Source organism: Actinoplanes sp. NPDC020271 (assembly GCF_044388125.1).
Lineage (GTDB): Bacteria > Actinomycetota > Actinomycetes > Mycobacteriales > Micromonosporaceae > Actinoplanes.
In genome coordinates, this window is sequence record NZ_JBIRWQ010000024.1 from 100,030 (window position 1) to 112,398 (window position 12,369).

The 12,369-nt window shown below is 67.5% G+C and carries 15 protein-coding genes and 1 tRNA gene; 6 read left to right on the top strand and 10 right to left on the bottom strand.

All coding sequences use genetic code 11. The features are described from left to right. Positions 1–30: 30 nt before the first annotated feature. The 10 genes from ACH442_RS37100 to ACH442_RS37145 form a co-directional block, all read right to left on the bottom strand. Positions 31–771 carry an ABC transporter permease gene (locus ACH442_RS37100; RefSeq protein WP_396342775.1) on the bottom strand — a complete coding sequence of 247 codons (741 nt, stop codon included), beginning with the start codon at positions 769–771 and terminating at the stop codon, positions 31–33. After that, the gene (locus ACH442_RS37105; protein ID WP_396342776.1) at positions 768–1,601 is read right to left on the bottom strand and encodes a phosphatase PAP2 family protein; all 834 of its coding nucleotides are present in this window, start codon (positions 1,599–1,601) and stop codon (positions 768–770) included. The genes ACH442_RS37100 and ACH442_RS37105 overlap by 4 nt, the downstream gene beginning before the upstream one ends. Positions 1,602–1,639: 38 nt before the next feature. Further along, complete coding sequence (locus tag ACH442_RS37110; protein WP_396342777.1) at positions 1,640–2,596, bottom strand: hypothetical protein; 957 nt, start codon at positions 2,594–2,596, stop codon at positions 1,640–1,642. 403 nt (positions 2,597–2,999) lie between these two features. Continuing rightward, positions 3,000–3,269 (bottom strand): hypothetical protein, encoded by a 270-nt coding sequence (locus tag ACH442_RS37115; RefSeq protein WP_396342778.1) that lies wholly within the window; start codon positions 3,267–3,269, stop codon positions 3,000–3,002. Between the two features lie 17 nt (positions 3,270–3,286). Beyond that, complete coding sequence (locus ACH442_RS37120) at positions 3,287–4,243, bottom strand: tyrosine-type recombinase/integrase (RefSeq protein ID WP_396342779.1); 957 nt, start codon at positions 4,241–4,243, stop codon at positions 3,287–3,289. 383 nt (positions 4,244–4,626) lie between these two features. After that, positions 4,627–5,526 carry a nucleotidyltransferase domain-containing protein gene (locus ACH442_RS37125; protein WP_396342780.1) on the bottom strand — a complete coding sequence of 300 codons (900 nt, stop codon included), beginning with the start codon at positions 5,524–5,526 and terminating at the stop codon, positions 4,627–4,629. A gap of 247 nt (positions 5,527–5,773) precedes the next feature. Beyond that, complete coding sequence (locus tag ACH442_RS37130) at positions 5,774–6,736, bottom strand: tyrosine-type recombinase/integrase (RefSeq protein ID WP_396342781.1); 963 nt, start codon at positions 6,734–6,736, stop codon at positions 5,774–5,776. 116 nt (positions 6,737–6,852) lie between these two features. After that, a tRNA-OTHER gene (locus ACH442_RS37135) sits at positions 6,853–6,929 on the bottom strand. Between the two features lie 205 nt (positions 6,930–7,134). Then, positions 7,135–7,458, bottom strand: coding sequence for a divalent-cation tolerance protein CutA (gene cutA / locus ACH442_RS37140; protein ID WP_396342782.1), 324 nt, complete (start codon positions 7,456–7,458; stop codon positions 7,135–7,137). Further along, positions 7,448–8,155: a helix-turn-helix domain-containing protein gene (locus ACH442_RS37145; protein WP_396342783.1), complete on the bottom strand. Its 708-nt coding sequence runs from the start codon at positions 8,153–8,155 to the stop codon at positions 7,448–7,450. Before ACH442_RS37145 ends, cutA begins: the two co-directional genes overlap by 11 nt. A 127-nt stretch (positions 8,156–8,282) precedes the next feature. Between ACH442_RS37145 and ACH442_RS37150 the strand changes: the two genes are divergently transcribed. The 6 genes from ACH442_RS37150 to ACH442_RS37175 all read left to right on the top strand — a co-directional run bounded on the left by ACH442_RS37150 (position 8,283) and on the right by ACH442_RS37175 (position 12,323). Next, the gene (locus ACH442_RS37150) at positions 8,283–8,528 is read left to right on the top strand and encodes a DUF6284 family protein (protein WP_396342784.1); all 246 of its coding nucleotides are present in this window, start codon (positions 8,283–8,285) and stop codon (positions 8,526–8,528) included. Further along, positions 8,528–9,259, top strand: a complete 732-nt coding sequence (locus tag ACH442_RS37155) for a DUF2637 domain-containing protein (protein ID WP_396342822.1) — start codon at positions 8,528–8,530, stop codon at positions 9,257–9,259. Before ACH442_RS37150 ends, ACH442_RS37155 begins: the two co-directional genes overlap by 1 nt. A gap of 24 nt (positions 9,260–9,283) precedes the next feature. Continuing rightward, positions 9,284–9,478, top strand: coding sequence for a hypothetical protein (locus tag ACH442_RS37160; protein ID WP_396342785.1), 195 nt, complete (start codon positions 9,284–9,286; stop codon positions 9,476–9,478). A gap of 90 nt (positions 9,479–9,568) precedes the next feature. Then, a complete protein-coding gene (locus ACH442_RS37165; RefSeq protein WP_396342786.1) occupies positions 9,569–9,715 on the top strand; it encodes a hypothetical protein in 147 nt (48 codons plus the stop codon). 11 nt (positions 9,716–9,726) lie between these two features. Then, the gene (locus tag ACH442_RS37170; protein ID WP_396342787.1) at positions 9,727–10,170 is read left to right on the top strand and encodes a DUF3307 domain-containing protein; all 444 of its coding nucleotides are present in this window, start codon (positions 9,727–9,729) and stop codon (positions 10,168–10,170) included. Positions 10,171–10,187: 17 nt separating this feature from the next. Continuing rightward, positions 10,188–12,323 (top strand): cell division protein FtsK, encoded by a 2,136-nt coding sequence (locus ACH442_RS37175; RefSeq protein WP_396342788.1) that lies wholly within the window; start codon positions 10,188–10,190, stop codon positions 12,321–12,323. Positions 12,324–12,369: the final 46 nt, after the last annotated feature.

A 12,369-nucleotide genomic window follows, 5' to 3' on the forward strand; every position in this document is an offset into this window, starting at 1 on the left:
CGCAAGCGTGCTTGCGGGGACGGACCTGTCTCAGCGACTTACGGCGCCGTTCGCGACCAGTTCGAGCATCACCGCCGCGGCGATCGCCTCCGCCGCGAGCAGCCCGATCAGGACCAGCAACTGGGTGGCGCCGGCCTGGACCGCCGAGCCGCCACCGAGCAGGACCCCGACGAACGCGCCCGGCAACGTGACCAGCCCGACCGTCCGTGTCTGGTCCAACGCCGGCACCAAGGCCTGGCCCGCCGTCGGACGGCACACCTCGAGAGTGGCATCGCGCGGCAGAAAGCCCAGCGCCAGCGCTGCCTCGAACTCACCGCGCCGGTCCCGCAACTCGTCCAGCGCACGACGGCCGGACAGCGATGCCGCGGTCATCGCCCCGCCGATCAGGATGCCGGCGATCGGCAACACCGCGATCTCGGTCCACGGCACCGTCCCCGACGCGACCACGACGGCGTCGGCTGTCCCGGCGCCAGCCACGATCGGGACGACCGCGGGCCAGCCGCGCCGCAGGGTGCTGATCCGCCGCGCTGACGTAGCCGCCGCGACCAGCACCATCATCAGAACGAAGGCAGCCGTCGACCACCACGACCGCAACACCGCCGCGATCAGCAACGACACCCCAGCCAACTGCGCAACCGCACGCATCGAAGCGGTGACCACCGCCCGGGACACACCCAGCCGACCGGCCGCGGCCGCGACAGCCGCAACAAGCACGAGCGCGACAAGCACGACGGCCAGCACCGGGCCGATCGCGATCGATGCCTGGTTCACCCCGCTACTGTTGCAGACCCCACCCGGGAGATCCTCATACGGCCGTACACCGCGACCGCTCCCACGGCGAGCACAGCGATCACCGCCCCGGCCGCGATGTCACCGGGATAGTGGACCCCCACCCAGACGCGGGCCACACCGACAGCGATAGCCGCGACCATCAGTGCGACACCCCAGGCGCGGCTCAGGAACGCGAACACCGCGAACGCGATCGTGAACGCCGCCGTCGCATGGTCGCTCGGCAACGACACCCCCGGCTCGTGCGGGATCAGCTGATGAACGTGATGGCTCTGAAACGGCCGCAGCTGCCCGCTGAGATGCGACAACACCTGTGCGCCGGCGAAGCCCAGCACCAGGGCCGCGCCCAGCTCGGCCACCGGGCGGATCCGGCGCCGCCGTAACGCGGAGGCGGCCAGAGCCGCCGCGACCGCGAACACCGCGAATATCAGCCAGGTCGACGCGAACTCCATCACGTCGTCCAGCGAATCGGTCCGGCCGGCCAGGCCGTTGATCAGTTCGAAGAGCCGATAGTTCATGCCGGCAAACTGCCATCGCCGCCCTGTGAAACCGCTGAAGAACGACAGCTGGCAGGCGAGCAGCGGCGGCCGTGCAGATGGGCGTGCGCCGGGATGGCGCGTCGTGCCGTCCCGAACCTTCGATCCCCTCTTCCAGAACTCGAGCAGGTCCTTGTCGAATTCTTCCTGATATGGGCCGGCCATGCCGTGCGGGGCGCCCGAAGGTATCTCGGGCATGCCGTTCTTGACGAGTTGGTGGCTTTCTGCGCGGCGTCGGGAATCGGCACGATCGTTCGCCTTCGCCGCACCACCCATCCCCTAAAGCATCCTAGGATAAAATTGTCCTGCGTTGGTCAGAGGAGTCGCCCGCGATCCTGAACTGCGCGGGCGCGTACGGCCACCCGGAACGCCTCGTCGATCTCGTCACGGCGATCGTCCTCGATATCGTCGTCCTCGTCGGTGAGGTCGTCGGCGTCGGTGTACTCGGCGTAAAGCAGGCGGCAGGCGTGGATGCCGATCAGCAGATCTTCGAGTAGGTCGCGGGCCGGGCGTGACGGGTCCAGCAACGTCAGGCGTACCGGCTCGTCCTCGTCGTCGGCTTCCTCATCGCCGGGGGCGAGGTCGAGGTCGGCGGGTGCCAGGCCTTCGGCAATCAGCATCGCGTCGGAGATCATCTCGACGATGATGCTGCGTGGTGAGTCCGCGAACGGATACAGGCCGAGGACTGCGGTCGGTGTCCGGTACGGCAGCGCTTCGATGTCGTCGGCGGCCGCTACGACCTGCTCGGCGGGGATGCCCGACAGGTCACTGGTCACGTCGGCTGCGGCCTTGAGCCAGTGCGCTGCCGCGATCGCCGCGGCGGTCGGTTCCAGTTCACGGAACAGCTCGCTGCCGCCGAGCGGGTCCTTGTCGAGCACGGCATCGGCGGCAGCGACCTGCGACGGGCTGGCGTCGGTGCGGCTGAGCACGACCGCTTGGGCTGCCCGGCCGGTCAGATCACCGAGCTCGGCGTTCTCCACGGCGCCGATCTCGGCCTCGACATCGGTGACCACCGCGTCGGTCAGCGCCTGGTCGCCGATCGCGTGCAGTGCCCGGCCGACCCGGTGGGCGGTCTCCTGGACCGGGTCGTACTCGACGGTGAGGTAGCCGGCCTCGTCGACCAGGTGCGGGCTGCGGATGGCCTCGGTGACCGTGGCGAAGCCCTCACGGGTCTGCTGCCGGCGCCAACCCTCCGTGTTGCTTTCCGTGCTCGCTGCCGCGCTGGCCGGATGGGTGTAGCAGCGCCACAACGACTCAGACAGTGCAGACATCTGGGCAGCAAGGTCGAGTCGGTGCATCGCCGGAATTGAGGGAGGCAGCCTGGCAACGACGGCAGCCAGGTGCCCGTGACCGGTTGCCCAGGTCCGGATCAGGGTGTCATTGCCGTTGTCGATGGCGTACGCACTCACCAGCGCATCTCCCCCGCTCGCCTGACGCCGGCACCTACGAGTGAGTACCGGCACATCGCACACTACGCAGATCGAATGTCGCCCGGCAGCCGTGCACCTGAAGGAGCTACGCCTTCGGGCGCCCCGCCGCCGACCTGGGCGCGGAACAGCTCGAATCACGTCCGGGTACCGGTCCTCGGCGAAAACTCGCTTCGCCACCGTGATCGCGGAGATTGCTTGAAGTCAGCCCGCGTAAATGGCCGGGTGAACGGTCGCCTCGACGAGCTCACGACGCATCAGCGGCCCCTGCCCGGCGTGCCCGCGCCTTCGCCGAACGCTCCGCCAACTGCAACATGTACGCCCTCCGCGCGTGCTCTGCCATCTGAGCACGGACCTCGGGCTCCAACACGCCCAGCGGATCGACCTGTCTCTCGAACCGGGCCAGAAACGCCGACGTCGCCAGCGCCGTCCGCTGCGTCCGGTCCGCAGTCTTCGCCCACGACGCGTGCGCCGCGATCCGCGCCCGCCGAACCCGTTGCCGTTCCGTCAGCGCCATACCCGTCCTCCCCACGCTCAGACTCGATCGCCGATCCCCAGGCGCGCATGCATCTGCTGCGCCCGCTCGGCCGCCGCGCTCGCCCCGTAGCGGCGCGGCATGTCATCCGAGGACCAGCCGAGCACCAGCATCAGATCGCCGGTGTCACCGCCGGCCAGCTTCCACTCGTGCGCGAAGTTGTGCCGCCACCGATGCGCGTGCACATTCGCCACACCAGCGAGTTCCCCGCGGCGCCGCAGCATGATCTTCACGCCGTTGGCGGCAATGGGTGTCGCGCCTCGCTCGGGCAGCCACAGCGCCGACGAGTCCGCGGCACGGCGCCGGGCCCGCATCCGTAGGTAGCGGCTCAGCGCGCGCCCGGTCCTGCCGCCGAACCGCACTCGGCGGTCCTTCATGCCCTTGCCATGGAAGAGCATGGTGTCGGTATTCAGGTCGACGTCATCGAGCTGCAAGCCGGCGACTTCCGAAAGCCGGGCACCGGTGTTGTAGAAGACCCGGATAAGCGCCTCATCGCGCAGCGACAGAAAGTCCTTGCCCTTGCACGTCGCCAGAATCTTCGCGGTGTCGTCGTCCCCGAGGATCGGAATCAGCGTCTGCGCGGTCTTCGGCTGCTTCACCCGATCCAGCGGTGACCGCTCAAGATCCTCTTCCTCGACAAGCCACTTGAAGAACTGCTGTAGACCCTTGTGCTTGTTGAGCGCCGTCCCCGCCGACCGTGTCCGCACCATCCACGCCTGAAACTCCTCGACATGTCCGCGCTCAACCTCGGTCGGATCCTCCGACGCCTCCTCCGCCTCCAGCCGATCGACGTTGTCGAGCAGATACCGGTTCAACTGCGCAGCGGCAAGCAGATAGTTGTAGCGGGTCGTCTCCGGGTAATTGCCGGCCCTCAACGTACGGTCCCAGTCCCTTAGATAGCCGAACCACGTAGGCGCCAAGCCGTGACAGACCTTTTGGATATCCAGCACCGGCATCCCCCAGCATCCTGCATGAGCAGCTAATCACCTGATCATCGGTGAGCAACGGATAGCGCAGGAAGTTGTCACCGGTTGTCTCAGGTTGTCGCCGCGCCAATTAGGACTGGGCTAGGGAGCTTCGAGCAATGAAGGTGAACTACAACGAACGATAATGAATGACAAAGGCCGAATGTGCCGTCATTTGTGGCGCAAAAGAGTGGACGCTCGAGGATTATCCACCGTAAGATTGAGAACGGAAGAGGTCGAGGTATGCAGTGAATGCGCGGCCAGCACCGGCGACTCGAACCAATAACCTGCCGGGTCAGCTGTACCCACCCGAGTGTCACTCGAAAGAGTATCCGCAGTTCAGGGTACCCGCCTGCTTCAGCCATCGAGCAACCTCAGCTACGCAACCAGTGTAGCTCCTTGAGCTTGGGTATCGACGTCGGCAGCACCCGCAAACCATAAATTGCGCCAGTTCGGGTCGGATGGACTACCTCGATCCACTCACGGCCCGCGTAGTCCGTGAAACACCACTGCATTGCTCGCAGATAACGCAGCGAGAAGCCGGCGTAGTACGGCGTCTCCCCGGCTCGCACGTCTTTCCCATGCAGATGCAACTGGGAGGGGTCGATCCCGCGATCGATTAGGTATCCAAAAACGGCGCCAGCTGCCCGATACAACGGGCTGGTCGGCTGCCAACGGCCCCAGAGATGCTCTTCGACTACCGGGTGGGAAAGGTGACGCGGCTCCGCGTCTGGCAGCGTCACGCGTTCTACGGTGATCGCGCCGCTGTCGATCGCGGAAATGAAGTGCTCACGGTGCCAGCGGGGAAGCCAACGGTCCAGCCCCTCGAACTGTGGCAGCATCGCGTCCCGTTCAGCCCTTCCCGCCTCCGGGTCCGGCTTGATCTCGTTGAGCCGCGACATCGTCAGGTCAAGGTCGTCACCACGGCGCCACAACAGCGTCATAGGGAAGTCGGCATCCTCGTGGCCGCCGAACATGAGCTGCACCAGCCGTTTACGTCCCACCAACGGCTGCCGCAGTCGAACGTACGGATCGCGCCCGGCAGACATCGCGTTGACGAACCAGTTCGCCCACCGCTGGTCCCGTTCGATCTCCACGTCAAGGTCGACGTCGCCCGGCTGTAACGCTCCACGTGCGAACGAACCGAAGACGTACACCTCACGGACAAGGCATAGCGGCCACTCGTCCTGCTCCTCCATCAGGCGCCGCAGCACGTCTGCGACAAGTTCTACCGCACGTGACCGCTCCACAGTCCCACCTTCGTCGTCGGCCACCGCCTCGCAGAAAGACCGAACCACGCACGGGCGAGGCCGGGCAGCCCCTGTATGGGTGGACCCGGCCTCGCTCCAGCCTTGGCATGGACTCCTTGACTACATGAAAGGGCACGTAGTCGCCTGTCAGCGGTCCGCGACTTCATCATCGCGCAGCTGACCGCCACGCCGGAAGTTGTCTCTGGTTGTCGGAGGTTGTCGCCCTTCTGCCGAGTGAAGACGCTACGGTGCCGACCGCGGTCGAGCTGGTTCAGACGCGCTCGCCGATGCCCATCTGAGACTGGAGCTCCTGCGCCCGCTCCGCAGCCGCGCTCGCCCCGTACCGGCGCGGCATGTCCTCCGACGCCCAGCCGAGCAGCAGCATCAAATCGCCGGTGTTGCCGCCCTTCTTGTGCCACTCGTGGGCGAAGTTGTGCCGCCACCGGTGCGCGTGCGTGCCCTGCACGCCGGCCGTGGTCCCACGTCGCTTCAGCATGATTTTGATGCCGTTCGGCGCGAGTGCTTTCGCGCCGCGTTCGGCCATCCACAACTGTGGAACCTTGTCGACGTCTTTCCGCTTGGCGCGGGCCCGTAGATAGCGGGCGATGGCCCGGGACGTCTTCGGACCGAATCGCACCCGGCGGTCTTTGGCGCCTTTGCCGTGCAGCAGCACCGACTCGGTGTTCATGTCCAGATCGGTCAGCAGCAGATTGCCGATCTCGGACAGGCGGGCGCCGGTGTTGTAGTACAGCCGGATGATCGCCTCGTCGCGCAACGCCAGGAACGTCTTGCCTTTGGTCGAGTCGATCAATTTCTTCGTGTCGTCGTCGCCCATGATGGGGACGAGCTTCTGCTCGACGACCGGCTGCTTCACCCGGGCCATCGGCGACTTGTCAATCTCCTCTTCCTCGAGGAGGTACTTGAAGAACTGCTGGAGTCCCTTGTGCTTGTTCAAGGCGGTGGCCGCTGATCGGGTTTCGATCATCCAGGTCTGGAAGAACTCGCAGTGGGCCTTGGTCACCAGAGTCGGGTCCTGGGAAGCGTCGTCGGCGTCCGGATCCGGGGAGTGCTCCCCGAGATATTTGGCCAGCTGAGCCGCGGCCAGAAGGTAGTTGTAGCGCGTTGTTTCGGGGCGATTCGCGGAGCGAAGGGTGCGGTCCCAATCGCGCAGGAAGCCGGCCCAGTCGCCTTTCTCTAGGCCGTCGCACAGCTGGTCGAGCTTGAGGAGGGGCATCGTCTGTCACCTGCCGAGTCAAGGGGTCTACAAGCGGCGTGCTCGACCCGGCTGACGTCGCCAGACACGAAAAAGGGGCTTCCGCAAGTCTCTGACCTGTGGAAACCCCTTCGCTGTCGGGCTGACAGGATTTGAACCTGCGACCCCTTGACCCCCAGGCCGTTGGAGTAGGCGTTTCCGCACGTCAAGCCCGATGCGGAGCGTTCACACCAATGTCAAGTGTGCAGGTCGGCGCACCAGCGCTCATAGCGTGTGGTCCCCAAGTGGTCCCCACCGGTCCCCCCTCCCCGGCTAAACGTGAGTGACAGAGCCGTCTCCGCCCTGTCACTCACGTTTTCCCAGCTCATCCGCCGTGGAGTGACACCAGTGACAGGAGTGACACCGGTGACAGACCCCTGTCAGGCTCGGGTCTCTGCGGTGATCCAGTCAAGGTAGGTGCTCCATCCGCCAGTGATGGGCAAAACGATCAACTCAGGCACTTCGCCGCTGTGATTCTTCGGAAGCCACGCGACAAGGTCATCGACCTTGTCCGCCGCAGTCTTGATCCAGAGCTGCCACTCAGGCTCGTCGTAGATCTCGCCTTTCCAGCGGTAGACCGCCCGGATCTTCGAGGTCACCTGAACACATGCGGCAAGTCGGGCCTCTACCAGCTTGTGGGCAAGCTGCTGCCCCTCCTCCTCGGTCGGTGTCGTGGTTAGTGCCACAACCTGTTCAGTCGCCACTTCGATCTCCTTCGCTCTCAGCTGCCGTTCGCAACGCCTTGACACCTCGGGTGACCTTGAGGTCCCGGACCACCCTCACAACTTGATCCTCGGTCTTGCCTAGAGCACCCCACCCTGACAACAGATCGCCGTCGCGGCTCATGCCCGTCCATATGCCGAGGGCGCTATCCCCGTGAGCGGCAAGCCCGAAGTACAGGCTGCCCTTCGACGCAACACCACCGTCGTTCGCGGCATACCAGCCGATCAAGACACGGTTGTCCCATAGTCGCAGCTCACCGTGCCAGTGGTATCCCCCATCTTCGACAGTTAGGGCTACCCGCCGGTCCTCGCCTGCGTCCACCGTGCCACGCGATGTGGTCTGCATCGTGATCAGGTCTTCCTGCTGCATGAACTGGACGGTTTGCGCCGTGACCTGGTCGCGCCCTTCGCTGCTCGTCTGCCAGCTCATCCACCACTCGCCAGTGAGGTTCAGCCGCTGGCTAGGCCCCTCTCCAACCAACTCAAGGACGCTCATCCGTAGCGCGCGGGCGATAGCCACGCCGACGGACAGCAGTGGTTGTTGGTCGCCAGCCTCATAACGGCGGATCTGCCGGATGTTCACGCCCGCCGCCTCTGCCACCTGTACCTGCGACAGGCCCAGCTCCAGTCGTCGGCGACGAATGGCCGCCCCTGTCACGTTCTCAACGCCGTCGCTCATGCATCCAGTGTCGCGGACTTTTTGGTCCTTGACAACCGGACTCGTAAGGCCCAGTGTGGACTCATAAGGCCGGTGATGCGGACTAAAAAGTCCGCTCCCCCTCGTTCGATCGCTGGAGGTAAATCCCGTGAGGAAGCTTCGCCTGGTCACCGACGGTCCGTCGGCCGCCGACCTGCGGGCGGCTGAGGCCGAGTGGCCGCTGATCGCTGCCGAGCTGGACCTGTTGGACGCCGAGATCGCGCTGATCAACGCCGCTGACCAGGGCGGCCCGTCGCCGCTGGACTGGCGGCGGTTGCGCCGGGCCGAGGCCCGCGTGACTCGCGTCGCCGCCGAGCTGGCCGCGCGTCCCGTCGCCCGGAAGGTGGCCGCGTGATGACGCAGGACATCAACCGTCTCAAGCGCATCGGGTGGGGCGTCCGGGCCGTGTTCGGCCTCGGGATCGCGGCGTCGCTGGCGGGCAACGTGCTGCACGCTGCGGACAACCCGATCAGCCAGGCCATTTCGGCGTGGTCGCCGGTGGCGCTGCTGCTGGCGGTCGAGCTGATCTCCCGGATCCCGGCCCGGCGCGGCGGACTGTCCGTCGTCCGGCTGGGAGCGACTGCCGTGATCGCTGGCATCGCCGCGTGGGTGTCGTACTGGCACATGGTCGGCGTCGCCACCCGCTACGGCGAGGCTGACTCGTCGGCCTACCTGCTGCCGTTCAGCGTGGACGGCCTGATCGTGGTCGCGTCGATCAGCCTGGTCGAGATCGGCGGCCGGATCCGCGCCCTCGCCGACGACGCCGTGCCGGCCGAATCGCCCGCCCCGGCCACCGCCGAGGTCATCGCACCTCAGACGCCCGCCGCCCCGGTCACCGTCGCCGAGCCTGCCCCGGTTCCGACGGTCAAGACGTCGCCTGCGAAGCGCGTCACGCCGCGTCCCGCGTCGGCCGAGAAGGTTGCCAAGGCCGCCGCCAAGATGCCCGGCGCGACCGTCGCCGAGATCGCCGCCAAGGCCGGTGTGTCCGTCTCCACCGCGCGGCGTCACCTGCCCGCTCAGCGCGTCACCGATGCGTCACCGTTTGCCCCGGTTGCTGCGGAAACGCCTGCGCTGATCGCCGCCTGATCCCGAGTCGCCAGAGGAGCACCGATGAACACCGGAGACCTGAACGCCGAACTGGACCGTAACGAGGTGAGCGCCCTGCGAAACCAGATCGGCGCGCTGCGCGACTGGGCCGAGGACCGGCTCAACGAGGACTACGACCGGCAGTACATCGCCGAGCACATGACCGACGTGCTGAACGCGCTTCTCGCCTACGAGACCCCGCCCCCGCGCCCGTTCTGACTTCGCCCGGTGGCGCGGCCCCAAGCCTGCAAGCAAGCGCCGCGCCACCGGCCTCAACCCCTCGGTTCCTGACCTCAAGGAGAGGCCCCAATGATCGCGCACCTCGCCCACCGCGTCACCCTCGCCGCCCGCTGGATCCTCCTGTCGTGCGGCTGCCAGGTCACCCTCCACGGCAACGCCAAGGCCCCCACCTACTGCCCGGACTGCCGCAAGACCGTCACGTCGAGCGCGAGCTGAGGGGACCTGCCGTGACCGCCACTTTCGCCGCCGTGTTCGTCGCCCTCTACGTCGCTCACCAGGTCGCCGACCACTGGATCCAGACCCAGCACCAGGCCGACTGCAAGGGCCGCCCCGGCTGGCCCGGCCGCATCGCCTGCGCCGCACACGTCGCCACCTACACCCTCGCCGCGCTGGTCGCTCTCGCCGCCGTGGCGCTGTCGACGGACCTGGACGTCGCGCCCGGCAAGGTCGCCGCTGGACTCGCGATCTCGGCCGTGACGCACTACGTCGCCGACCGCCGCACGCCGCTCAAGCGGCTTGCTGACCTGTGCGGTGCGGGCCGGTTCTACCGCCTCGGCATCCCGCGTCCCGGCCGCGACGACAACCCGTCGCTCGGCACCGGCTCGTACGCCCTCGATCAGTCCTTCCACTACCTGTTCCTGTTCGTCGCCGCCCTCGTGATCGCCGCCTGAGACCGGAGGACACCGCTGTGAACACCCCCAACAACGGACCCGAGAACTTCGACTGGACTGCCGCCGAGGCCGACGTCGCCGAGGTCGTCGACCTGGACGCCGAGCGCACCACCCGCCGGGCCGCCGACGCGGGAACGCACTTCGAGCACAACCTGGACGAGACGCCGCAGCGCGGCGGGATGCCGGTCGAGCCGCCGCCGGTCGACGCGTCCGGGAAGCGGCCGATCGTGCCGGCCAACTGGTCGACGTGGCCGAACATCCGGCACAGCCTCGCGCAGGCCGCCGAGCTGACCGCCTACCGCGCCGGGTTCCACGCGATCCGCTCGCCCTGGTACGCGACCCTGGGCACGTTCTGGGCCGGGGTCGGCGCGTTCCGGCTGATCGGCCGCCAGCTCAAGTGGTGGTGGGTCACCGAGCAGTACGGCCTGCGGCAGGCCGCCGCCGACGCCAACGACCCCGGCATGTGGCTCAAGCTGCACCGCGAGGTCAAGGCCACCCGCATGTGGCGCGGCATCGTGCTCGCCGCCGAGGCGGTCGCGGTGTGCGTCGGCAGCCCGGTTCTCTACGCGGTCGCCCCGGTGTGGGCGCTGGTCCTGGCGACGGTCCTGATGGTCGCGTTTCTGGCGCATATCGGCCGCCCCGAGGACCGGCGCATCATCACCCCGGCCACCGTCTCCGGCCGGTTCCGCCGGGTGAACCCGGACATCATCCTTCGGGCGTACTACGCCGCCGGGCTCGGGCACCCGGACAAGCCGCATCAGCAGATCGGGTTCGGCTCGACCATGGCCCGCGACACGTCCGGCACCGGCTCGCAGGTCAGCATCGACCTGCCGTACGGCAAGACGTTCGACGACGCGGTCAAGGCACGCGGCGCGATCGCCTCGGGCCTGGACGTCGCGGTGTCGCAGGTCTTCATCACCCGCGACCCCAGCTCGCACCGGCGGCACACGCTGTGGGTCGCCGACCGAGACCCGCTCGCGCAGGGCGCCGGGCGTACGCCGCTGCTGCGGTGCAAGGCCACGGACATCTGGCAGCCTGCCCCGTTCGGCCTGGACGAGCGCGGCAACAAGGTCGCCGTCGACCTGCTGTGGAACAGCATCCTGATCGGCGCGCAGCCCCGGCAGGGTAAGACGTTCGCCGCCCGGTCCCTGGCGCTGTACGCCGCCCTGGACCCGTACGTGAAGCTGACCGTCCTGGACGGTGGCGGCAAGCCGGACTGGCGCAAGTTCGCCCTGGTCGCCGACCGGTGCGCGTTCGGCCTGGCGATGACCCGCGACGGCGACCCCGGCGAGATCGTGCTCGAAGCCCTGCGCGAGATCAAGGCCGACGTGCAGGACCGGTACGAGCGGCTGTCCAAGCTGCCGGTCGACATCTGCCCCGAGGGCAAGCTGACCCGCGAGATCGCCCGTGACCCGAAGTACAAGATGCCGGTCCGGGCCGTGTTCCTGGACGAGTTCCAGGAGTACTTCGACCTCGGCGACATCAGCAAGGAGATCGCGTCTCTGCTGGTCTACCTGGTCAAGGTCGCCCCGGCGGCCGGGGTGATGTTCGTCGACGCCACCCAGCGGCCCTCGGGTGTCGGTGGCGGGCAGGTCGCCACGCAGTTCATCAGCTTCCGTGACAACCATCAGGTCCGGTTCTCCCTGCGTACCGGCTCGTGGAACGTCTCTGACCTGGTCCTCGGCGCGGGTGCGAACTCCGAGGGGTACGACTCGTCGACGCTGCTGCCCTCCTACAAGGGCGTCGGGATCCTGCGCGGCGCATCCGACGCGACGCCGACGGTGCGCACGTACCTCGCCGACGCTGACGACGCGGAGAAGATCCTGATCGCCGCCCGCAAGCTGCGCGAGGACGCCGGGACGCTGTCCGGGATGGCGGCCGGGGAGGACGTCGCCCGCGAGATCCGCGACGTGCTCGCCGATGTCCGCTCGGTGATCGAGCGCGGCGAGACCGGCGCGCAGTGGGAAGAGATCGCGGCCCGCCTCGCCGACCGGATCCCGGAGGCGTACGCGGACATCACCGCTGAATCGATCTCGGCTCAGGTCCGGTCGTTCGGTGTACGCAGCGTAGATGTGAAGCGGTCCGGCAAGGCCCTCAAGGGAGCTAAGGCCGACGACATCGACGCCGCGATCGCCCGCCGCAAGGCCGCCTGACAGGTCGCGGCTCGCCCGCGACCGGTCGCGCCTACGCGACTCAACC

What these genes read in the sequence shown, in the direction of transcription:
- ACH442_RS37105 (WP_396342776.1), bottom strand. Translation starts at nt 1,601, where the DNA reads ATGGGTGGTGCGGCGAAGGCGAACGATCGTGCCGATTCCCGACGCCGC.
- ACH442_RS37110 (WP_396342777.1), bottom strand. Translation starts at nt 2,596, where the DNA reads ATGTCTGCACTGTCTGAGTCGTTGTGGCGCTGCTACACCCATCCGGCC.
- ACH442_RS37115 (WP_396342778.1), bottom strand. Translation starts at nt 3,269, where the DNA reads ATGGCGCTGACGGAACGGCAACGGGTTCGGCGGGCGCGGATCGCGGCG.
- ACH442_RS37120 (WP_396342779.1), bottom strand. Translation starts at nt 4,243, where the DNA reads ATGCCGGTGCTGGATATCCAAAAGGTCTGTCACGGCTTGGCGCCTACG.
- ACH442_RS37130 (WP_396342781.1), bottom strand. Translation starts at nt 6,736, where the DNA reads ATGCCCCTCCTCAAGCTCGACCAGCTGTGCGACGGCCTAGAGAAAGGC.
- ACH442_RS37145 (WP_396342783.1), bottom strand. Translation starts at nt 8,155, where the DNA reads ATGAGCGACGGCGTTGAGAACGTGACAGGGGCGGCCATTCGTCGCCGA.
- ACH442_RS37155 (WP_396342822.1), top strand. Translation starts at nt 8,528, where the DNA reads ATGACGCAGGACATCAACCGTCTCAAGCGCATCGGGTGGGGCGTCCGG.
- ACH442_RS37160 (WP_396342785.1), top strand. Translation starts at nt 9,284, where the DNA reads ATGAACACCGGAGACCTGAACGCCGAACTGGACCGTAACGAGGTGAGC.
- ACH442_RS37165 (WP_396342786.1), top strand. Translation starts at nt 9,569, where the DNA reads ATGATCGCGCACCTCGCCCACCGCGTCACCCTCGCCGCCCGCTGGATC.